We start from the raw sequence: 20,448 nt of genomic DNA, 5'->3' as shown, positions 1-20,448 counted from the left end.
TCACGCCGGCAAGGCCTTGCGGAATGGCTTGATCTGCACCTGGGCATAGACGCCGGCCGCCACATAGGGGTCGGCATCGGCCCAGGCGCGGGCCTCGGCCAGCGACGGGAACTCGGCGAGGATCAGGCTGCCGCTGAAACCGGCCGGGCCTGGATCTTCGGACTCGATCGCCGGGAACGCGCCGGCAACGAACAACCGCCCCTCGTCCAGCAGCGCCTGCAAGCGCGCGATATGCGCCGGACGCGCGCCCTTGCGCTTCTCCAGCGAATCGGCAACGTCCGTTCCGAGGATGGCAAACCACATGATGCGGGCTCCGGGTTTCGGCGAAACCGCAAGTTTAACCCACGCCGCCGCTCAGGCGTTCCGCGCGGCCGCAGCCAGCTGCGCCGTGTCGACGCGCACGAAGATCGAGTCGCCCAGCGCGGTCATCACCTCGCCGGCGTAGACCTCGCACAGCACGCGGGTCTTGCGCCCGACCTCGCCCTCCACGCGTGCCTTCAGCGTCAGCGGCACGTCCATCGGGGTGGGCTTGAGGAACCTGATGCCGAGATTGCCGGTGACGCAGTCGATGCGCGGCTTGCTGTCCGGCGCGCGATGCTCGGCGCGGTAGTGGTCGGCCATCGCGGTCCAGTTGGAATGACAATCCACCAGCATGGCGATCAGGCCACCGTAGACAAGCCCCGGCCAGCCGTGGAAATCGGCGCCCGGCAGATGGGTGCTCACCACGTGCACGCCATCCTCGTGCCAGTGGCTCTTGATGTGCAGGCCACGTGGATGGGCGCTGCCGCAGCCGTAGCAGACGCCGTCGGGAGCGGCCAGGTCCTGCAGCGCGGGCGTGTCGAGGCTCACGCTTCCGGCCGCATGTACGGGAACAGCAGCACGTCGCGGATCGAGGACGAGCCGGTCAGCAGCATCACCAGCCGGTCGATGCCGATGCCCAAGCCGCCGGTGGGCGGCAGGCCCACTTCCAGCGCGCGGATGTAGTCGGCGTCGAAGTGCATCGCCTCGTCGTCGCCGGCGTCCTTGGCTTCCACCTGGGCCTTGAAGCGCGCAGCCTGGTCTTCCGGGTCGTTCAACTCAGAGAAACCATTGGCGATCTCCTTGCCGTTGATGAACAGCTCGAAACGGTCGGTGATGCCCTTGTCGGTGTCGTTCTCGCGCGCCAGCGGCGACACTTCCACCGGGTGCTGGATGATGAAGGTGGGCTGGATCAGGGTGTGTTCCACCGTCTTCTCGAAGATCTCCAGCAGCAGCTTGCCCCAACCGTAGCCGTCCTTGACCTGCACGCCGAGCCGCTTGGCGTGCGCGGCCATCGCCGTGCGGTCGCGCAGTTCCTCGCGCCGGATCTCCGGGTTGTGCTCCAGCACGGCGTCTTCCATGCGCCAGCGGCGGAACGCCGGACCGACGTCGATCGCGGCGCCGTCCCATTCCAGTTGCGTGGTGCCGAGCACGGCCTGCGCGGTGTCACGGATCACGCTCTCGGTGAGGTCCATGATCTCGTGGTAGGTGGCGTAAGCCTGGTACAGCTCCAGCATGGTGAACTCGGGGTTGTGCCGGGTCGACACGCCCTCGTTGCGGAAGTTGCGGTTGATCTCGTAGACGCGGTCGAAGCCGCCGACCACCAGCCGCTTCAGGTACAGCTCCGGCGCCACGCGCAGGTACAGGTCCAGGTCCAGCGCGTTGTGGTGGGTGACGAACGGCTTGGCGGTGGCGCCGCCGGGAATGATGTGCATCATCGGCGTCTCCACTTCCATGAAGCGGCGCGCCGGCGCCTCCAGCCACTGGCGCATGTAGCCGATGATCTTCGAGCGCAGCATGAAGGTGCGCCGCGCTTCCTCGGTGACGATCAGGTCGACGTAGCGCTGGCGGTAGCGCTGCTCCACGTCGGCCATGCCGTGGTGCTTGTCCGGCAGCGGGCGCAGGCTCTTGGTCAGCAGGCGCAACTGGTCGACCCGCACCGAGAGCTCACCGGTCTTGGTGCGCATCAGCGTGCCTTCGGCACCCACGATGTCGCCCATGTCCCAGCCCTTGAACGCCTCGTAGACCTCGCCCACCGTGCCTTGGTGGATGAACAGCTGGATGCGTCCGCTGAAATCCTGCAGCTGCACGAAGCTGACCTTGCCCTGCACGCGCTTGAGCACGATGCGCCCGGCCATCTTCACCCGGCGCGCGGCAGCCTCGACCGCCTCGGCTGTGTGCACGTTCTTGTCAGCGAACTCGGCCTGCAGGTCACCGGCGAAGCTGTCGACCTTGAAGTCGTTCGGGAACGCGATGCCCTGCCCGCGCAACGCCTTGAGTTTTTCGCGGCGCTCGGCGATCAGCTTATTCTCATCGGCGGCAGGCAGGGTATCGGTGACTTCGCTCATGGGGCTTCCGTGGTGACCGGCGCACGCGGGCCGGCCGGCACATGTGTCGTGGTGGAGGGAGTATCGGGGCGATCAATCGCCCTTGTTGAACACTTTTTTGGTGGCGCCCTTGGTGGCCTCCCAGCCTTCCTTCGCGCCATGACCGATGGCGATGCCGGCGTCCCTGGCGCCATGGCCGACCGCGATGCCCGCCTTCTTCGCGCCGTGGCCGATGCCGGTGCCGGCTTCCTTGGCGCCATGGCCGACCTTCTTGGCAACGTGCTTGGTGGCATGGCCCACATCGCGGGCGCCGTTGGCGACGCCGTGGCCCACGTCCTTCGCATCCTGCTTGATGCCCTGGCCGGCGCCGCCCTGTTGCGACTGCGCGACCGTGCCGAAGGTCGCCAGTGCGGTGCAGGCAAACACGATGATGCAGATCTTCTTGCCGTTCATGCAGGTCACCTCGTCAATGATCGGAACTTACGCGTCGATGCGCTTGGCGCCGGCCTCGAGGCCGGATTTCAGGCTCGCCTCGATGAACTCGTCGAGGTCGCCGTCGAGCACTTTCTGGGTGTCGGAACGCTCGATGCCGGTGCGCAGGTCCTTGATGCGGCTCTGGTCCAGCACGTAGTTGCGGATCTGGCTGCCCCAGCCGATGTCGGACTTGGTGGCTTCCAGCGCATCCCTCTCGGCGTTGCGCTTCTGCACTTCCAGTTCATACAGCTTGGCGGCCAGCATCTTCATCGCGCGGTCGCGGTTCGCATGCTGGCTGCGCTCAGTCTGGCACGCCACCACCGTGTTGGTGGGAATGTGCGTGATACGCACCGCCGACTCGGTCTTGTTGACGTGCTGGCCGCCGGCGCCCGACGAACGGTACACGTCGGTCTTCAGGTCGGCCGGGTTGATGTCGATCTCGATACTGTCGTCCACTTCCGGCGAGACGAACACCGAGGTGAAACTGGTATGGCGGCGGTTGTCCGAATCGAACGGACTCTTGCGCACCAGCCGGTGCACGCCGATCTCGGTCTTCAGCCAGCCATAGGCGTAGTCGCCCTCGACGCGGAACGTGGCGGACTTGATGCCGGCCACCTCGCCGCCGCTGACTTCCATCAGCTCGACCTTCCAGCCGCGGTGCTCGCACCAGCGCAGGTACATGCGCAGCAGCATTTCGGCCCAATCCTGCGCCTCGGTGCCGCCGGCACCGGCCTGGATGTCGACGAACGCGTTCATCGCATCCATCTTGCCGGAGAACATGCGCTGGAACTCCAGTTTGCCGACCTGCGATTCCAGCTTGGTCAGGTCGTCGATCACCGATTGCGCGGTCTCGTCGTCGCTGTCGGCGATGGCCATCTCCAGCAAGTCACCGGCGTCATTCAGGCCGGCGGTCAGCGTGTCGATGCCGTGGACGATGGTGTGCAGGCGGGCGCGCTCGCGGCCCAGTTCCTGCGCGTTGGCCGGGTCGTCCCACACGGTGGGGCTTTCCAGTTCACGGGTTACTTCTTCCAGACGTTCGCTTTTCGTAGCGTAGTCAAAGATACCCCCTAAGCGACTCGACCCGACCGCGAAGGTCGGCGATCTGCGCATGGATGGGATTGGTCTCGATCATGGCGAAATCATTGTGGGAGGCAAGCGCACAAGAATAACAGACCCGTTTGCCGCAGGCGCCCTCGCATTGTAGGGCGGGCACTGCCCGCCGATCCTGGTCATGACCCGTCAAAAGCGGGCGGGCAGTGCCCGCCCTACGACCAGCCGGCCAAATTCACGCCAGCGCCTGGGCGTGGACGCCTCTCACCGCCCGCCCGGACGGATCGGCCGCGTTGGCGAACGCCGGGTCCCACGCCAGCGCCGCCGGCGAGGAACAGGCGATCGACTTGCCGCCAGGCACGGTGGCCGCGCAGGCTTCGCCGGGGAAATGCCGTTCGAAGATGCGCCGGTAGAAATACGCCTCCTTGGTCGCCGGCGTGTTGAACGGGTAGCGTGCCGCCGCCGCAGCGAACTCGCGGTCGCTGACCGCCTGCTCCGCATGTGCCTTCAGCCCGTCGATCCAGCCATAGCCCACGCCGTCGCTAAACTGCTCCTTCTGTCGCCACAGGATTTCCTTCGGCAAGGCGCCGTCGAACGCCTCGCGCAACACGTGCTTCTCGATCTTGCCGTTGCCGGCCATCTTGCGCGCGGCATCCAGCCCCATCGCCACGTCGATGAATTCCAGGTCGAGGAACGGCACCCGCGCCTCCACGCCCCAGGCCATCATCGCCTTGTTCGCGCGCAGGCAGTCGTAGCTGTGCAGCGCGTCGAGCTTGCGCACGGTTTCCTCGTGGAAGGCCTCCGCCGAGGGCGCCTTGTGGAAGTACAGGTAGCCGCCGAAGATCTCGTCGCTGCCTTCGCCGGACAGCACCATCTTCACCCCCATTGCCTTGATCCGCCGCGCCAGCAGGTACATCGGCGTGGCGGCGCGGATGGTGGTGACGTCGTAGGTCTCGATGTGGCGGATCACTTCCGGCAGCGCGTCGAGCCCCTCCCAGAAGGTATAGACGAAGCCGTGGTGTACGGTGCCCAGCGCATCGGCGGCGACCTGCGCGGCGGCCAGGTCGGGCGAGCCTTCCAGTCCGATCGCGAACGAATGCAGACGCGGCCACCAGGCCTCGCTGCGGTCGTCGTCCTCGACTCGTTCGCGCGCGAACTGCGCGGCGCAGGCAGCGACCAGCGAGGAATCCAGCCCGCCCGAAAGCAGCACGCCGTAAGGCACGTCGGTCATCAGCTGGCGATGCACCGCCTGCTCGAACGCCTTGCGCAAGGCCGGTGCCGCCACGTCATGGCCGCGCGTGGCGGCGTAGTCGCGCCAAGGCTTGTCGTAATAACGCTGCAATTCGCCGCTGACGCTGTCGTACACATGGCCGGGCGGAAACGGCGCCACGTCCGCGCAGACGCCGACCAGCGCTTTCATCTCCGACGCCACGCACAGGCGGCCCTGTGCATCGTGCCCCCAGTACAGCGGGCAGACGCCGATCGGGTCGCGCGCAATCAGGTAACGCTGCGCCGCGCCGTCCCACAGCGCAAACGCGAAGATGCCGTTGAGCCGGCCGACGAAATCGCTGCCCTGCTCGCGGTACAGCGCGTTGATCACCTCGCAGTCCGAGCCGGTGGTGAAGTCGTAGCCCAGTCCGGATGCCAACTCGCGGTGGTTGTAGATCTCGCCGTTCACCGCCAGCGCCAGCGCGCCGTCACGCGAACGCAGCGGCTGCGCGCCGCTGGCGGGGTCGACGATGGCCAGCCGCTCGTGCACCAGGATCACCCCGGCATCGACGAATACCCCGCTCCAATCCGGCCCGCGATGGCGCTGGCGCTGCGACAGCTCCAGCGCCTGCCGGCGCAGCGCCGCCAGGTCGTCGCCCGGCTGCAGATCGAACATTCCGAAAATCGAACACATAGTGAAGTTCCTCAGTTACTGGTGGTGAATACCGCTTTTGTGAAGAGTCGGCCATGGCTGGCCAGGTGTTGCTCTTGCGCGGATGGAACCGCGCACAAAGTTGAAACATCGGCCATGGATGGCCGGTTTTTGCGCTTGCGCGGATGGATTCGCGCACAAAAAAAGGCCCGCACTGGGCGGGCCTTTTCGCGTATTCGATGAAACTTGCAGCTACGCGCGGGTCCGCCAACGGTTGGCGTTATTGTTCGCGCGATTATTGTTGTTGCCGGCCGGCACGAAGCCCCGCGCGGAAGGCGCGGTAAGGTTCAGATGGCTGGCAGCGACGGAATGCATGGGCCAACTTGAACAGATTCCGCGGCGTCTGGCAAGTGCGGGTGCGATCCAATCACTGTAGGAGCCCGCTCGCGGGCGATGCTTTGGCTTTTGCGAATCCCGGCTCTCAACAGACGAACGTCTGGTCATCCCGAGCCTGGTCCCAGAGCATCGCCCGCCAGCGGGCTCCCGCCAAGGGCGAGTTCAAGGGACCGTGACCCAGCGGGTGGCTTCCTCGATCTCCGCGCCATGGAACAGGCGAAACTGCGCCGGGATGGCGAAGCTGAAGGCGACCGCCGTACCGCGCAGCCACGGCACGTCGGTGACCAGCGCGATGCGGTCCCAACCGCTGAAATGGCGCATGCCCAGCTTAGCGTCATCCCATAGGGCGCCCGGGTCGAAGCCGGTGAAATCGTCGGCGGTGACATACAGCATGCGCAGCTTGCGGTTGAGCGCGAACGCCGCTTCGACATCCGGCACGATGACCTTCTCGTAATCTTCCGTCGTCACCTGACTGTGGGCACGGAAGCCGAGCGTGCCGGGTGGCAATCCTTCGATCAGGGCGATCACTGGCGTTCTCCATGAGCGGGGTGAGCCCAGTCTGGCCCCGACCGCGTGAAAAACGTGCAAGCGGAATCAGGCCGGCTCGATGTGCCGCAGCAGCAGGCGCGGGCTTTCGCGGCCCTGCCAGTCGTTGATGGTCAACTCATAGGCCGCGCGCAGCCGGGGTGGCGGCGGCTGCCCGTGGTATGCGTTGAACATCACCGCATCGTGCACGGCGCCGTCGCGCGGATCGCGCAGTTGCAGGCGCAGGTGACGTTCGCCCATCAGCTTCCAGCCGGCACAGTCGAACAGGTTGTCGAACAGCGGCTCGGGGAAGGCCTGGCCCCACGGCCCGGCTTCACGCAATTGCCGGGCCAGCGCCAGCGTGGCGGCGCCGGGCGGCAGTTCGCCGTCAGTATAGAGCACGGCCTGCAGGCGTTCGGGCTCGATCAGCTCGCGCGCGATCGCGTCGAAGGCGGCGGCGAAGCGCGGGTAGTCGTCGGCCTTCAGGCTCAGCCCCGCGGCCATCGCGTGGCCGCCGAAGCGCTCGATCAGGCCAGGCTGGCGCGCGTCGATCGCGGCCAGTGCGTCGCGGATGTGGAACCCGGGGATCGACCGCGCCGAGCCACGCAGTTGGGTGTTACCTGTGCGCACTTCCTGCGCGCCAGAATCAAAAGGCGGCGATCCCTCGCCGCACTCTTCAATGCCGGCGGGCGCGAACGCGATCACCGGGCGGTGCAGCCGCTCCTTCAGCTTGGAGGCGACCAGACCAACCACGCCGGCGTGCCACGACGGCTCGAACAGGGCCACGCCCACCGCGTCCGTGTGGCCGAGGCTGGCGGCCATCAGCTCGGCCTCGGCCACCATCGACGCCTGCAGATCGCGCCGCTCGCGGTTGATCGCATCGAGCTGTTCGGCATGGCGGCGCGCCTGCGCGGCATCATCGGTGAGCAGGCAGGCCACACCGAGGCGCATGTCTTCCAGGCGCCCCGCCGCGTTCAGCCGCGGCCCCACGGTGAAGGCCAGGTCGGTGGAGCACAGCGTGGCCAGGCTGCGCTTGCCTACCTCGACCAGCGCGGCGATGCCGGCGCAGGCACGGCCGCTGCGCATGCGTTGCAGACCGGCCTCGACCAGCACGCGGTTGTTGAAATCCAGCGGCACCAGGTCGGCCACCGTACCCAGCGCCACCAGGTCAAGCAGCGGCGACAGATCGGGTTTCGCCGCGCCGAACGCGCCCTGCCCGTGCAACTTCGCACGCAGCGCCAGCAACAGGTAGAACATTACCCCCACGCCAGCCAGGTTTTTCATGCGTGCGTCCTGCACGCGAGAGTCAAAAAGCGGGCTTCCCTGCCCGCATTTCTCAGGACCTACGTTGGGGTTCACGAGCGCGTCGCAAGCCGGCAACTGTTCGCCCGGCAGGTGGTGGTCGGTGACGATGACCTTGATGCCGCGCGCCTGCGCCGCCGCCACGCCGGCGACGCTGGCCACGCCGTTGTCGACGGTGACGATCAGCTGCGGCGTAGGCTGCAGCGAGGCGACGAAGGCCGGGCTCAGACCGTAACCATGCGCAAAGCGATTGGGGATTGCGTAATCCACCCGCCGCGCCCCGAGCAGGCGCAGCCCGCGCACCGCCACCGCGGTACCGGTGGCGCCGTCGCAGTCGTAGTCGCCGGCGATCAGGATGGCCCAGTCGTCGCGGATCGCCTCGACCAGCAGCTCGACCGCCTGCGCCATGCCGCCCAGCAACTGCGGCGACAGCATCCGCGCCAGCCGGTGCTCGGCCTGGCCGGGTTCCAGCACGCCGCGTGCGGCGTAGATCCGCTGCAGCACCGGGTGCACCGAATCCGGCCAGCCACGCGGCGCGCCCTTGCTCTCGCGCCGGCGCAGTTGCAGCACGCTCAACGCCCGGCCCCGCGCCAGAGGCGCCAGCGGTGCCGGGGTTTGTGCAGCCAGCGTTCGCCGCCGGCGAAATGCAGCACGACGGGCTGGCGTTCAAGCAGCGGCAGCAGTGCCGGCCACCAGTGCGTGGCAATCTCCTGCGGCGGCAGGTCCTGCAGGTCGATCAGCCAACCGGCCCCGCCGCCGGCGATCGCCTCGGCCGCGCGCGACTGCTGGGCAATGCCGGCACGTGCGGCCAGCGCGCGCAGCAGCAGGTCATCGCTGACCACGCCCGCCAGCTCGCTGGTCGCGGGCGGCGGCAGGCGCCCGCCACCCCACAACCACAGGCTGTTGACCGGCGACTGGCCGCGCGCCTGCCGCGCGGCGTTCCGCGGATGCTGGTGCAACAGAACCTGGATGTCGTTGAGCAGCACGCGCCAGCGGCGTCCTTCCGGACCTTGCGGCAGGTGCTGTGCGAGGTCTTCGCCCAGCGCCTGCTCGGGCGCGGCGAGGCCGGGCAGCGGGGTATCGGCCAGCAGGCGCAGGTGCCAGTGGTCCGGCGTGGAAAGCTCCAACTGCATGCCGGCCTCGTCGAACACCGGCCGCAGCGGCTCGGCCAGCACACGTGCTTCATCCATGTCCAGACCCATGCGGCCGCAGGCGAGCAGGCGCACGCCGTTCATGTCCGGCTGTATCCATGCTGGATCGGCCGCCAGCCAGACCTCGCCATCCGCATCGCCGGCAAGGAACTCGCGGGTGATCGCCGCGGCCGGCACGCTCGCGTCGACGCCGGAAAAATATTCGCCCAGGCCGCCGAGGTAGCCAATGCCGCCGTCCGGCAGTCGGTCGGCTCGGGGCAACCATGCACGCAGCGGATGCGCCGGCTCGACGTGCGCCAAAGAGGGCAGCCACAGTTGCAGCGATCGCTCCGACTTGGACATTTCTTCAGGCTTCCAGTTGTTCGACCAATGCCAGCCACTCGGTTTCCAGCGATTCCTTCTCACCGCGCAGTTCGGTCTGGCGCTGGCCCAGTCGCATCATGTCGCTGGTCGGGCCGTTGTAGGTGGCCGGGTCGGCCAGTTGTGCCTCCAGCGCGGCCAGCTCGGTGTCGATGCTGGCGGTGCGCGTCTCGATCTTCTTTACCCGCTGGCGCGCGGCTTTTTCCTCATCACGCTGGGCCGCAGCCTGCCGACGGCGCTCTTCCGGCGGAACTTCCATGACCTTGACCACCGGCTTCGTCGTCGCATCGGCCTTCGCCGCTTTCTTGTTCGCGGCGGTACGCGTCTTCAGCCAGCGCGCGTAGTCGTCCAAGTCACCGTCGAACGGCGCCACCTCGCCGTCAGCGACGCGCCAGAAGCTGTCGCAGACCATGCCGAGCAAATGGCGATCGTGCGAGACCAGCACCAGCGCGCCGTCGAAATCGGCCAGCGCGTCGGCCAGCGCCTCGCGCATGTCCAGGTCGAGGTGGTTGGTCGGCTCGTCCAGCAGCAGCAGGTTCGGCTTGTCCCAGGCGATCAGCGCCAGCGCCAGGCGCGCGCGTTCGCCGCCGGAAAAACCGTCCACCGACTCGAATGCGCGGTCACCGGCGAAATTCCAGGTGCCGAGGAAATCGCGCATGACCTGGGTGGCCACGCCCGGCGCCTTGTCCTGCAGGTGGTCGAGCGGGCTCGCCCCTTCGCGCAGGCTTTCCACCGTGTGCTGGGCGAAGTAGCCGATCTTCAGGTCCTTGTGCACCTTGCGCTCGCCGCCGAACGGTTCGAGCTCGCCGACCAGGGTCTTCACCAGGGTGGACTTGCCCGCGCCGTTCGGGCCGAGCAGGCCGATGCGCTCGCCCGCCTCGATGCTGAAGCGCACGTCGGACAACACGATGTGCGCCGCCTCGTTCCCGTGCGTGGACGGATCGGCCAGGTAGCCGGCGACGATGTCCTCCAGCTGCAGCATCGAATCGGGCAGCCGTCCCGGTACCGGGAACTGGAAGCTGAAGGGCCGCTCGGCGCGCACCGCCTCGGTGCCGGACAGCTTCTCCAGCCGCTTCATCCGCGATTGCGCCTGCTTGGCTTTGCTGGCCTTGGCCTTGAAGCGGTCGATGAAGGACTGCAGGTGCGCCCGCTCGGCCTGCTCGCGCTCGTGCGAGATCTGCTGTTGGCGCAGCTGCTCGGCGCGCAGGCGTTCGAACGCGCTGTAGTTGCCGGTATACAGCTTCGCCTTGCCCTCGTTGAGGTGCAGCGTGTGGGTGATCACGCCGTCGAGGAACTCGCGGTCGTGCGAGATGATCAGCAAGGTGCCCTGGTAGCGGCGCAGCCATTCCTCCAGCCATAGCACGGCGTCGAGGTCGAGGTGGTTGGTCGGCTCGTCGAGCAGCAGCAGGTCGGACGGGCACATCAGCGCGCGCGCCAGGTTCAGCCGGCCGCGCCAGCCGCCGGAAAACTCCTGCACCGCGCGCTCGTGCGTTTCCGACGGGAAGCCCAGGCCGTGCAGCAGGCGGCCGGCGCGGGCGCGGCCGTCGTAGCCGTTCAGCTCCTCGATGCGGTGGTGCGCCTTCGCCATCGCCTCCATGTCGCCGCGCTCGCCGGCGTCGACCTCGTCGCGGATCGCGGCGGCCAGTTCCTCATCGCCGCCCAGCACGTAGTCGATCGCCGCATCCGGCAGCGCCGGGGTTTCCTGCGCCACCGAGGCGAGGCGCAGCTTGCCCGACATCTCCAGCTCGCCGGCATCGCCCTCCAGCGTGCCCTGCAGCGCGGCGAACAGGCTGGACTTGCCGCAGCCGTTGCGGCCGATCACGCCGAGGCGCCAGCCGCCCTGGATCACCAGGTCGATGTCGGAAAGCAGCAGCCGGCTGCCGCGGCGCAAGGCGAAATGTCGGAAGGAAATCATGGAAAGCCTGGATCGGAAGCGGGCGGGTCGGCGCCCGCAGCCGCCCATGATAGCGGCGATGACGCCCTTCCCGACGAGGCACCCTGGTACCGCCGCGCGCAGGCGAATGCCGAACCCATCGCATTCGGCGGGCGTCAGCGTGGCGCAACACCGGCGCTTCTGCTACAACGACGCCGCATACAGCCTTGTATGGAGAGGGGAGCCATAATGGTCAAGTTCACGAGCAGTTTGCCGATCGTCATCCTGCTGGCTGCTGCCGCCGGCCTGGCCACGTCGCAGCTGGCCAGTGCGGCTCAGTCGCGCGAGCACGGCGACAGCCTGCTGATCCACCGCGTGCAGCAGGAAAAGGACATGAACCTGCCCCGCCGCGGGCTGAGCATGGCCCAGGTCGAGAAGACCTGGGGCGCGCCGCAGCGCAAACTGTCGCCGCGCGGCGGCGACAGCAAGAAGCATCCGCAGATCAACCGCTGGGAATACTCGAACTTCATCGTGTACTTCGAGCACAGCCACGTGATCCACGCGGTGCTCAATACGCCGGCCGGCAACAACACCAACCCGGCAGACGCCAACTGAGCTGATTTTCCGACCGATGCGGCCCGCGGCGACGCGGGCCGCATTTTTATGGCGCGCGCTCCCGTGCGCCATTCCGGCGAGCGCCCCGCAAGCACGCACAAGGCGCCCCCGCCGTTCCGCCCCGATGCATCGCGTAAAATGTGCGGCCCGGCGCCGACGCAGGCGCCAAACCACACTCCACGGAAATCCCGTCATGACCGACCACTCCTTGCGCCTGCCGGCGGAATGGGAACCGCAGGCCGCGGTGCTGATCGCCTGGCCGCATGCCGGCACCGACTGGGCCGAGCGGCTGGCCGCGGTGGAAACCACCTACGTGGCGCTGGCCGCCGCGGTCACCCGCTTCCAGCCGCTGATCGTCGTGGTCGCGGACGCGGCGCTGCGCGCGCACGTGCAGTTGCAGCTGCGCAACGCCGGCGTGGACCTTTCGAAAGTCCGCTTCGTCGAGCTGCCCTACGACGACACCTGGCTGCGCGATTCCGGCCCGATCACCCTCGCCGACGCCGCCGGCGGCTTCCAGCTCACCGACTTCCGCTTCACCGGCTGGGGCGGCAAGTTCGGCGCCGCGCAGGACGACGCGCTGGTCGCCGGCCTGGTGCAGGTTGGCGTGTTCGGCCATGCCACGCACCGGCGCATCGACTGGGCATTGGAAGGCGGCGGCATCGAGAGCGATGGCGCCGGCACCGTGCTCACCACCTGGAAGTGCCTGCACCAGCGCCACCCCGAGCAGTCGCGCGAGGCGATGGACGCGATCCTGCGCGATGGGCTGCACGCGAAGCGCGTGCTGTGGCTGGGCCACGGCTACCTCGAAGGCGACGACACCGACGCGCACATCGACACCCTCGCCCGCTTCGCGCCGGGCGAGCGCATCGTGTACCAGGCCTGCGACGACGCGGCCGATCACCACCACGACGAACTCCGGCGCATGGGCGAGGAACTGGCCGCGCTGCGCACCGTCGACGGCCGCCCGTACCAGCTGTATCCGCTGCCGTGGGCGCAGCCGATCCTCGACCAAGGCCGCCGGCTTGCCGCGTCCTACGCGAACTACCTGATCGTCAACGGCGCCGTGCTGGTGCCGGCCTACGGCGACGCCGCCGACGCCGAGGCCGCGCACATCATCGGCAGTGCGCACCCGGGCCGCGAGGTGGTGCAGGTGCCATGCCGCCCGCTGATCTGGCAGAACGGCAGCCTGCATTGCATCACCATGCAATTGCCCGCCGGAATCGCCTGAAACTGCATCGGTTAGACTGTACGGTCTACGCTGGCGACACGCCGAGGATTCACACCGATGACCCGCAAGACCCTCAAGGTCGCGCTGTTGCAGGAAACCGACCGCGGCAGCCGCGACGCCAACCTCGATGCCATCGACGCCGGCCTGCGCCAAGCCGCCGCGGCGGGTGCGGAACTGGTGCTGCTGCAGGAACTGCACAACGGCGCGTACTTCTGCCAGCACGAATCGGTGGAGATCTTCGACCAGGCCGAGAGCATTCCCGGCCCGGCCACGGCGCGCATCGGCAAGCTGGCCGAAGAATTGAAACTGGTGGTTATCGCCTCGCTGTTCGAGCGCCGCGCCGCCGGGCTGTACCACAATACCGCGGTGGTGTTCGATCGCTCCGCGGCGATCGCCGGCGTCTACCGCAAGATGCACGTCCCCGACGATCCGGCGTTCTACGAGAAGTTCTACTTCACACCGGGCGATCTTGGCTTCGAACCGATCGACACCTCGGTCGGCCGCCTCGGCGTGCTGGTGTGCTGGGACCAGTGGTACCCGGAAGCGGCGCGCCTGATGGCGCTGGCCGGCGCCGAACTGCTGCTCTACCCCACCGCGATCGGCTGGGACCCGAACGACGCGCAGGCCGAGAAGGATCGCCAGCGCGACGCCTGGATCACCGTGCAGCGCGGCCACGCCGTGGCCAACGGGCTGCCGCTGCTGTCGTGCAACCGCACTGGCTTCGAGGCCGACCCGTCGGGTACCGGTGCCGGCATCCAGTTCTGGGGCTCCAGCTTCGTCGCCGGCCCGCAGGGCGAGTTGCTGGCCCAGGCCGGCACCGACGCGCGCGAACTGCTGCTGGCCGAGGTCGACCTGGCGCGCAGCGAGCACGTGCGGCGGATCTGGCCGTTCCTGCGCGACCGCCGCATCGACGCCTACGCCGACCTGCTCAAGCGCTTCCGTGACTGATAGCGCACCGACCTCGCCCGTACCGGCTTGTTCCGCATGCCCGCCGTCCCCATGCTTGGATCTCCCACGACGACCGGCCTGCTGAACGGATGAGCGCCCCCGAAACCGAAGTCACTGCGTTGCCCGCCGCCCTGCAGGGCCAGCCGATCGAGCGCGTGCAGCACGACGGCGTGGAATACGTGGTGCTGGGCACGGCGCATGTCTCGCGCAGCAGCATGGAGGCGGTCGAGGCGCTGCTGGACCACGAGCACTTCGACGCGGTGGCGGTGGAATTGTGCGACAGCCGCGCGCAAAGCATGCGCGACCCCGAAGCGTTCAAGCAGATGGACCTGTTCAAGGTGATCCGCCAGGGCAAGGCCGGCATGGTCGCCGCCAGCCTGGTGCTGTCGACCTTCCAGAAACGTCTGGCCGACCAGTCCGGCATCCAGCCCGGCGCCGAAATGAAGGCCGCGATGGACGGCGCCGAGGCGCGCGGGCTGCCGCTGTGGCTGATCGACCGCGAGGTCGGCACCACGCTCAAGCGCGCCTGGCGCAGCGTGGGCTTCTGGCAGCGTTTCGGCCTGCTCGGCGGCCTGCTGGCCAGCGTGTTCGAGCGCGAGGACATCGAACAAAGCGAGATCGAGAAACTGAAACAGGGCGACCTGCTGGAGAGCGCGTTCAGCGAATTCGCCAGCAGCTCGAAACCGCTCTACGACAGCCTGATCGGCGAGCGCGACGCGTTCATGGCCGCGCGCCTGCGCGAGGAAGCCGCGCGCGCGGCCACGACGGAACATCGCCGCGTGCTGGTGGTGATCGGCGCCGGCCACCTCAAGGGCTTGTGCACCCAGTTGCGCGAGCAGCAGGACGATCCCGCCGCCAGGGTCGCCGAGCTTGCCGTCCCGCCGCCGAAGGCACGCTGGCCGAAGTGGGTGGCCGCCGGGCTGGTGCTGCTGGTATTCGCCGCGATCATCTGGGCCTTCCACCGCAACGCCTCGCTGGGTACGCAAGCATTGATGGCCTGGGTGCTGTTCACCGGCGGCTTCGCCGCGCTCGGTGCCCTGGTTGCTGGCGGCCATCCGCTCAGCGTCGTCGCCGCCTTCATCGCCGCGCCGATCAAACCGTTCCGCCCCGGCATCCCCGCTGGCGGCATCAGCGCGATGGCCGAAGCCTGGGCGCGCCACCCGCGGGTGGTCGACTTCGACACCCTGCGCGACGACATCGTGCACTGGAGCGGCTGGTGGAAGAATCGCGTGGCGCGCACCCTGCTCAACTTCTTCCTGGTCAGCGTGGGCACCATCGTCGGCGAGTACAGCGCCGGCATCCACATCTTCAAGAGCCTGTTCTGAAGCCGGTCCGCGGCTCCACGCATGCTACGATGCGCGCGCCCGCGCAGCGCCGCGGACGCCACGCCCGGATGGCGAAACTGGTAGACGCAAGGGACTTAAAATCCCTCACCCTCACGGGTATCCCGGTTCGATCCCGGGTCCGGGCACACCTCTTCCCCGCCTGCGGCGCAGCCACAAAAAAAGTGCGGCGGGATCGCCCGCCGCACTTTTGATTGCCTGTACCGGGGAACCCGGAACGATCAGGCTGCCGCGTCCTTCAGCTTCTTCAGCGGGCGGATCTTGATCTTGGTCGACGCCGGCTTGGCCGCGAACCACTGCTCTTCCTTGGTGAACGGGTTGATGCCCTTGCGCTTCGGCTTGGCCGGCACGCTGACCGCGGTGATCTTCAGCAGACCAGGCAACTGGAACGAGCCGGCGCCCTTCTTGTGCACCGAGCCGGCCACCGCGCCTTCCAGCGCTGCCAGCACGGCGCGCACATCCTTGGCCACCACACCGCTGGCTTCAGCGATGTGCGCCACCAGGCTGGACTTGCTCAGGACTTCCTTGATCGGCTTGGGTGCGGCGGGTGCGGCCTTGGATGCCGGCTTGCTCTTTGCAGCTGCTTTCTGCGTCTTTGCCATGGGTTTCCCCTCGTGAATATGTGATGGTTGGTTCGTATGCCTCGCGGCACGCTGAATGTAGGGGAATTCGGCGGTGCCGCCAACGGGTCGAGCGGAAAAAACCGCAAAAAAACCGCGGCAATGACGCAATCGACTACCCCACGGCCGATGGCAAGTGCGAAACGGCCATGCCTCTGCGGCATGCACGCTCTTGCATGCCTCGACCCGCACGGCACGGAGAGCCCGAAACCCGCCGTTCGAAACGGCACAAAAAAACCCGCCGAGGGCGGGTTTCCTGCGGCTGCCTGCAGCCGGTTGCGCAATGGAGGCCAAGGTCGGAATCGAACCGGCGTACGCGGATTTGCAGTCCGCTGCATGACCACTCTGCCACCTGGCCATTGCTTGGTGCATCGCGACCATGATGATCGCAGCTTGCCTGTAAAAAACAAAACCCCGGTGGACCGAGGTTCTGCCTGAAAATTGGAGCGGGAAACGAGACTCGAACTCGCGACCCCGACCTTGGCAAGGTCGTGCTCTACCAACTGAGCTATTCCCGCATCGGAGCCGCGAATCATAGCAGAACGGGTTCGCCTGTGAATAGCCTCGACACGGATTGCCGGCATGGCATGCGCAGGAGGCGCCGCTACGACAAAGCCCCGGACGGGCCGGGGCTTTGTCTGCAAACTGGAGCGGGAAACGAGACTCGAACTCGCGACCCCGACCTTGGCAAGGTCGTGCTCTACCAACTGAGCTATTCCCGCATCGGAGCCGCGCATTCTAATACGTGAATGCGGATCGTCAAGCCCGCGCAGCTCAGGCGCCATCCTTGCCGGCCGCCGTCGCGCCTGCCCCGTCCGCGCTCAGGCTGGGCCAGGCGGCGCGCAGGTAGTACAGGCCCGACCAGATCGTGAGTATGCCGGCAACCACCAGCAGGGCCTCGCCGATGTGGTACAGCCGCAGCGCCTCGGCCGCCTTCTCGTGCTGCACGATCAGCACCACCAGCGCGACCATCTGCATCGTGGTCTTCAGCTTGCCGATGAAGGCGACCTTGACCGTGGCGCGCATGCCGATTTCGGCCATCCATTGGCGCAGTGCCGACACGCTGATCTCGCGCCCCACGATCACCGCCGCGGTCACTGCCATCAGGATGCCGGACCAACCGCCGCGGTGCGACTCGACCAGCAGGAACAGCGTCACCGTCACCATCAGCTTGTCAGCCACCGGATCGAGGAACGCGCCGAACGCCGAGGTGAGGTTCAGCCGCCGCGCCAGGTAGCCGTCCAGCCAGTCGGTGATCGCCGCCAGCAGGAACACGACCGCCGCCGTGATGTTGTGCCCCGGAAACGGCAGGTAGAACACCACCACCATCACCGGCAGCAAGGCAACGCGGAAGAGGGTCAGCCAGGTCGGCAGGTTGATGTGCATGGTTCGTCCCGATGGTTTGCTGTGCAGTTTCGCATGCCCGCGCGCCACTGCCGAGTGAATGCGCGTGGGCGATCAGCCGTGCAGGCTGGCGTAGATGCGTTCGGCCAGGCCGCGGTCGATGCCTTTGACCTGCATCAGCTCCTCGACACCGGCGCGCTCCAGTCCCTGCATGCCGCCAAACGCCTTCAGCAGGGCGGAACGACGACGCGCGCCGATACCCGGTACGTCCTCCAGCACGCTGTGCTCGCGCGCCTTCTCACGCCGCTTGCGGTGGCCGCTGATGGCGAAACGGTGCGCCTCGTCGCGCACTGCCGCGACCAGGTGCAGCGCGGGCGACGACGAGCCCGGGTGCAACTCGCGCCCGGGACTTCCCGATTCGAGCCGCGCGAGCACCAGTGTCTCTTCGCCGGCGCGCCGGCCCGGCCCCTTCGCCACGCCGACCACCTCGATGCCGTCGACGCCAAGTTCCCTCAGCACGCCCAGCGCCTGCGCCACCTGCCCGCTACCGCCGTCGATCAGCAGCACGTCGGGACGCGCACCCTCGCCTTCGGCCAGCTTGCGGAAGCGCCGGGTCAACGCCTGGTGCATCGCCGCGTAGTCGTCACCGGGGGTGATGCCGGTGATGTTGAAGCGGCGATAGTGCGATTTCTCCGGTCCTTCCGGGCCGAACACCACGCACGAGGCGACGGTCAGTTCGCCCATGGTGTGGCTGATGTCGAAGCACTCGATGCGGCGTGGCGACTCGTCCAGTCCCAGCACCTTCTGCAGGTCGTCGAAACGCGTGCCCAGGGTCTGCCGGCTGGCCAGCCGCGCGGTCAGCGAGGCCTGCGCGTTGCGTTCGGCCATCTGCAGGAACTGTGCTCGCTCGCCACGCACGCTGGATTTCAGATCCACCGCATGGCCAGCCTGCTGGCCGAGCAGCTCGGCCAGGATCTCCTGATCGGCCAGCGGCTCGCCCAGGATCAGCTCGCGCGGCACCGGCCGATCCAGGTAGTACTGCGTGATGAACTGCGCCAGCACGTCGGCCGGCTCGGCATCCAGCGGCAAGCGCGGGAAGAAGTCGCGCGTGCCCAGGCTGATGCCGTCGCGGAAGAACAGCACGCTGACGCAGGCCATGCCCGCCTCGATGCGGCAGGCGAGCACGTCCATGTCGGCGCTAGCGCCCTGCACGTGATGCTGCGCCTGCAGCTGGCGCAGCGCGGCCACCTGGTCGCGCAGTTTCGCCGCGCGCTCGAACTGCAGCGCCTTGCTGGCCTGCTCCATCGCCTCGGCCAGTTCGTCGATCACCGCGTTGCTGCGCCCTTCCAGGAACATCTCGGCATGGCGCACGTCGTTGCGGTAATCCTCCACGCTGATCAGCCCCACGCACGGCGCGCTGCAACGGCCGATCTGGTACAGCAGGCACGGCCGCGTGCGGTTGCGGAAATAGCTGTCCTCGCACTGGCGCACCTTGAACAATTTCTGCATCAGGTTGAGGCTTTCGCGTACCGCGTAGACGCTCGGGTACGGCCCGAAGTAGCGCCCCGGCAGGTTCTTCGCGCCGCGATGGAAGGCCAGCCGCGGGTAGTCCTCGCCGGTGGAAAGATAGATGTACGGGTAGCTCTTGTCGTCGCGCAGCAGGATGTTGTAGCGCGGCTTCAATGACTTGATCAGCTGCGATTCCAGCAGCAGCGCCTCGCCCTCGGTGCGCGTCACGGTGATCTCGACGCGGGCGATCTGCGCCACCATCGCGGCGATGCGCGGTTCCATCCGCGGCTTCAGGAAATAGCTGCCGACGCGCTTTTTGAGGTTGCCCGCCTTGCCCACGTAGAGCAGCTCGCCGGCTGCGTCGAAGTGGCGGTAGACGCCGGGCGAGGTGGTGAGCGTGCGGACGAAGGCCTTGCCGTCGAAGGGGGGTGGTTGCGCGGACTGCATGAAGGGATTCTAACGGGTGCGGAGGGCGACCCGTCCGATGTGGTGGCTCAAGGCCCGTGAAAAAAGCCACTCTCTGTGGTTTTCTTCCGTCGCGAGTCCGGCACATGCATGCCATCCACGGCATGCCTCCTGCGGGCCGGCCGGTGGCTGTTCAAATCCGTTGCTGACGGATTTGTACGGACTCGCTCACGCGAATCATGCACGGGTGCGGCCGACTCGCGGCCGGCTCGAGAGTTTGTTCTGCAGGCTCTCAATGCCGCGTGCGCAGCCACTGCTCCGCACGTTCCAGGTCGGCCTCGGTGTCGATGCCGGGCGGGAACGGCTCCGGGGTCAGCCGCACCGCAATCGCATGGCCATGCTCCAGCACGCGCAGCTGTTCCAGCGATTCGGTCTGCTCCAGCGGCGTGCGCGACAGGCGGCTGTAGCGCTCGAGGAAGCCGGCGCGGTAGGCATAGATGCCGATGTGACGCAGGAACGGCGAACCGGACGGCAGCGCGTGGCGGTCGATGGCGAACGCATCGCGCGCCCACGGCAGCGGCGCGCGGCTGAAGTAGAGCGCGCGGCCGTTGGCGGCGCGCACCAGCTTCACCACGTTGGGGTCGAACAGCTCCTCGGCGTCGATGATCGGCGTGGCCAGGGTGGCCATTGGCGCGTCGTCGCCGGCCAGCGCCTGCGCCACCGCGCGGATGCCGGCGGCGGGTGCGAACGGTTCGTCGCCCTGCAGGTTCACCACGATGCTGTCAGCGGCCCAGCCGTAGTGGCTGGCGCACTCGGCCAGCCGGTCACTGCCCGAGGCGTGGTCACTGCGGGTCATGCAGACGTCCACGCCTTCCTGCCCGGCCAGCGCGTCGGCGATGCGGCGATCGTCCACCGCCACCACCACCTGACGGGCGCCGGCCTGCATCGCGCGCTGCGCCACGCGCACCACCATCGGCACGCCACCGATTGCGCGCAACGGCTTGGCCGGCAGCCGGGTCGAACCGTAGCGGGCGGGAATGGCGACGATGAACGGGGGTACCGCGTTTGACATGGGTGATCCTTGGGTCAGGCGGCAAGC

The 20,448-nt window shown here is 67.7% G+C and carries 18 protein-coding genes and 4 tRNA genes; 5 read left to right on the top strand and 17 right to left on the bottom strand.

Features of this window, described 5'->3' with window-relative positions; translation table 11 throughout:
• The 10 genes from LRK53_RS09870 to LRK53_RS09825 form a co-directional block, all read right to left on the bottom strand.
• The gene (locus LRK53_RS09870) at window positions 1-303 is read right to left on the bottom strand and encodes a YciI family protein (RefSeq protein ID WP_027491726.1); all 303 of its coding nucleotides are present in this window, start codon (window positions 301-303) and stop codon (window positions 1-3) included.
• A 51-nt stretch (window positions 304-354) separates the two neighbouring features.
• Complete coding sequence (locus LRK53_RS09865) at window positions 355-849, bottom strand: PaaI family thioesterase (protein WP_027491725.1); 495 nt, start codon at window positions 847-849, stop codon at window positions 355-357.
• Window positions 846-2,366: a lysine--tRNA ligase gene (gene lysS / locus LRK53_RS09860; RefSeq protein WP_027491724.1), complete on the bottom strand. Its 1,521-nt coding sequence runs from the start codon at window positions 2,364-2,366 to the stop codon at window positions 846-848. Before lysS ends, LRK53_RS09865 begins: the two co-directional genes overlap by 4 nt.
• A gap of 72 nt (window positions 2,367-2,438) precedes the next feature.
• Complete coding sequence (locus LRK53_RS09855) at window positions 2,439-2,798, bottom strand: hypothetical protein (protein ID WP_027491723.1); 360 nt, start codon at window positions 2,796-2,798, stop codon at window positions 2,439-2,441.
• Between the two features lie 27 nt (window positions 2,799-2,825).
• A protein-coding gene (gene prfB / locus LRK53_RS09850; protein ID WP_185754570.1) for a peptide chain release factor 2 occupies window positions 2,826-3,951 on the bottom strand; the annotation gives its coding sequence in 2 pieces (ribosomal slippage) (window positions 2,826-3,875 and window positions 3,877-3,951; 1,125 coding nt in all).
• 153 nt (window positions 3,952-4,104) lie between these two features.
• Window positions 4,105-5,772: an asparagine synthase B gene (gene asnB, locus LRK53_RS09845; protein ID WP_027491721.1), complete on the bottom strand. Its 1,668-nt coding sequence runs from the start codon at window positions 5,770-5,772 to the stop codon at window positions 4,105-4,107.
• Between the two features lie 516 nt (window positions 5,773-6,288).
• Window positions 6,289-6,654 (bottom strand): SpoIIAA family protein, encoded by a 366-nt coding sequence (locus LRK53_RS09840; RefSeq protein WP_027491720.1) that lies wholly within the window; start codon window positions 6,652-6,654, stop codon window positions 6,289-6,291.
• Between the two features lie 66 nt (window positions 6,655-6,720).
• Window positions 6,721-8,529: a single-stranded-DNA-specific exonuclease RecJ gene (locus LRK53_RS09835; RefSeq protein WP_051257492.1), complete on the bottom strand. Its 1,809-nt coding sequence runs from the start codon at window positions 8,527-8,529 to the stop codon at window positions 6,721-6,723.
• Window positions 8,526-9,446, bottom strand: a complete 921-nt coding sequence (locus LRK53_RS09830; RefSeq protein WP_027491718.1) for a phosphoglycerate mutase — start codon at window positions 9,444-9,446, stop codon at window positions 8,526-8,528. The genes LRK53_RS09835 and LRK53_RS09830 overlap by 4 nt, the downstream gene beginning before the upstream one ends.
• 4 nt (window positions 9,447-9,450) lie before the next feature.
• On the bottom strand, window positions 9,451-11,379 hold the full coding sequence (locus LRK53_RS09825) for an ABC-F family ATP-binding cassette domain-containing protein (protein WP_027491717.1): 1,929 nt from the start codon (window positions 11,377-11,379) through the stop codon (window positions 9,451-9,453).
• Between the two features lie 207 nt (window positions 11,380-11,586).
• Between LRK53_RS09825 and LRK53_RS09820 the strand changes: the two genes are divergently transcribed.
• From LRK53_RS09820 to LRK53_RS09800, 5 genes are all read left to right on the top strand, one after another.
• The gene (locus tag LRK53_RS09820; protein WP_027491716.1) at window positions 11,587-11,952 is read left to right on the top strand and encodes a hypothetical protein; all 366 of its coding nucleotides are present in this window, start codon (window positions 11,587-11,589) and stop codon (window positions 11,950-11,952) included.
• A 193-nt stretch (window positions 11,953-12,145) separates the two neighbouring features.
• The gene (locus tag LRK53_RS09815; RefSeq protein WP_027491715.1) at window positions 12,146-13,180 is read left to right on the top strand and encodes an agmatine deiminase family protein; all 1,035 of its coding nucleotides are present in this window, start codon (window positions 12,146-12,148) and stop codon (window positions 13,178-13,180) included.
• A 57-nt stretch (window positions 13,181-13,237) separates the two neighbouring features.
• Complete coding sequence (locus LRK53_RS09810; RefSeq protein ID WP_027491714.1) at window positions 13,238-14,128, top strand: carbon-nitrogen hydrolase; 891 nt, start codon at window positions 13,238-13,240, stop codon at window positions 14,126-14,128.
• 89 nt (window positions 14,129-14,217) lie between these two features.
• On the top strand, window positions 14,218-15,453 hold the full coding sequence (locus LRK53_RS09805; RefSeq protein ID WP_027491713.1) for a TraB/GumN family protein: 1,236 nt from the start codon (window positions 14,218-14,220) through the stop codon (window positions 15,451-15,453).
• Window positions 15,454-15,515: 62 nt separating this feature from the next.
• Window positions 15,516-15,599 (top strand) — tRNA-Leu (locus LRK53_RS09800).
• Window positions 15,600-15,692: 93 nt separating this feature from the next.
• On the opposite strand, the gene LRK53_RS09795 is transcribed toward LRK53_RS09800, so the two are convergent.
• From LRK53_RS09795 to kdsB, 7 genes are all read right to left on the bottom strand, one after another.
• Window positions 15,693-16,073 carry an HU family DNA-binding protein gene (locus LRK53_RS09795; protein WP_027491712.1) on the bottom strand — a complete coding sequence of 127 codons (381 nt, stop codon included), beginning with the start codon at window positions 16,071-16,073 and terminating at the stop codon, window positions 15,693-15,695.
• Window positions 16,074-16,375: 302 nt separating this feature from the next.
• A tRNA-Cys gene (locus tag LRK53_RS09790) sits at window positions 16,376-16,449 on the bottom strand.
• Between the two features lie 84 nt (window positions 16,450-16,533).
• Window positions 16,534-16,609 (bottom strand) — tRNA-Gly (locus tag LRK53_RS09785).
• Window positions 16,610-16,737: 128 nt separating this feature from the next.
• A tRNA-Gly gene (locus LRK53_RS09780) sits at window positions 16,738-16,813 on the bottom strand.
• A 52-nt stretch (window positions 16,814-16,865) separates the two neighbouring features.
• Complete coding sequence (gene pgsA / locus LRK53_RS09775) at window positions 16,866-17,477, bottom strand: CDP-diacylglycerol--glycerol-3-phosphate 3-phosphatidyltransferase (RefSeq protein WP_027491711.1); 612 nt, start codon at window positions 17,475-17,477, stop codon at window positions 16,866-16,868.
• Between the two features lie 72 nt (window positions 17,478-17,549).
• On the bottom strand, window positions 17,550-19,391 hold the full coding sequence (uvrC, locus tag LRK53_RS09770; protein WP_027491710.1) for an excinuclease ABC subunit UvrC: 1,842 nt from the start codon (window positions 19,389-19,391) through the stop codon (window positions 17,550-17,552).
• A gap of 250 nt (window positions 19,392-19,641) precedes the next feature.
• Window positions 19,642-20,421 carry a 3-deoxy-manno-octulosonate cytidylyltransferase gene (kdsB, locus tag LRK53_RS09765; RefSeq protein WP_027491709.1) on the bottom strand — a complete coding sequence of 260 codons (780 nt, stop codon included), beginning with the start codon at window positions 20,419-20,421 and terminating at the stop codon, window positions 19,642-19,644.
• Window positions 20,422-20,448: the final 27 nt, after the last annotated feature.

The sequence above is a fragment of the Rhodanobacter thiooxydans genome (assembly GCF_021545845.1).
Classification (GTDB): Bacteria; Pseudomonadota; Gammaproteobacteria; order Xanthomonadales; family Rhodanobacteraceae; genus Rhodanobacter.
This window is presented reverse-complemented; position numbering and strand designations above follow the sequence as displayed.

What these genes read in the sequence shown, in the direction of transcription:
- LRK53_RS09870 (WP_027491726.1), bottom strand. Translation starts at nt 303, where the DNA reads ATGTGGTTTGCCATCCTCGGAACGGACGTTGCCGATTCGCTGGAGAAG.
- lysS (WP_027491724.1), bottom strand. Translation starts at nt 2,366, where the DNA reads ATGAGCGAAGTCACCGATACCCTGCCTGCCGCCGATGAGAATAAGCTG.
- LRK53_RS09855 (WP_027491723.1), bottom strand. Translation starts at nt 2,798, where the DNA reads ATGAACGGCAAGAAGATCTGCATCATCGTGTTTGCCTGCACCGCACTG.
- asnB (WP_027491721.1), bottom strand. Translation starts at nt 5,772, where the DNA reads ATGTGTTCGATTTTCGGAATGTTCGATCTGCAGCCGGGCGACGACCTG.
- LRK53_RS09830 (WP_027491718.1), bottom strand. Translation starts at nt 9,446, where the DNA reads ATGTCCAAGTCGGAGCGATCGCTGCAACTGTGGCTGCCCTCTTTGGCG.
- LRK53_RS09825 (WP_027491717.1), bottom strand. Translation starts at nt 11,379, where the DNA reads ATGATTTCCTTCCGACATTTCGCCTTGCGCCGCGGCAGCCGGCTGCTG.
- LRK53_RS09820 (WP_027491716.1), top strand. Translation starts at nt 11,587, where the DNA reads ATGGTCAAGTTCACGAGCAGTTTGCCGATCGTCATCCTGCTGGCTGCT.
- LRK53_RS09815 (WP_027491715.1), top strand. Translation starts at nt 12,146, where the DNA reads ATGACCGACCACTCCTTGCGCCTGCCGGCGGAATGGGAACCGCAGGCC.
- LRK53_RS09810 (WP_027491714.1), top strand. Translation starts at nt 13,238, where the DNA reads ATGACCCGCAAGACCCTCAAGGTCGCGCTGTTGCAGGAAACCGACCGC.
- LRK53_RS09805 (WP_027491713.1), top strand. Translation starts at nt 14,218, where the DNA reads ATGAGCGCCCCCGAAACCGAAGTCACTGCGTTGCCCGCCGCCCTGCAG.
- LRK53_RS09795 (WP_027491712.1), bottom strand. Translation starts at nt 16,073, where the DNA reads ATGGCAAAGACGCAGAAAGCAGCTGCAAAGAGCAAGCCGGCATCCAAG.
- pgsA (WP_027491711.1), bottom strand. Translation starts at nt 17,477, where the DNA reads ATGCACATCAACCTGCCGACCTGGCTGACCCTCTTCCGCGTTGCCTTG.
- uvrC (WP_027491710.1), bottom strand. Translation starts at nt 19,391, where the DNA reads ATGCAGTCCGCGCAACCACCCCCCTTCGACGGCAAGGCCTTCGTCCGC.
- kdsB (WP_027491709.1), bottom strand. Translation starts at nt 20,421, where the DNA reads ATGTCAAACGCGGTACCCCCGTTCATCGTCGCCATTCCCGCCCGCTAC.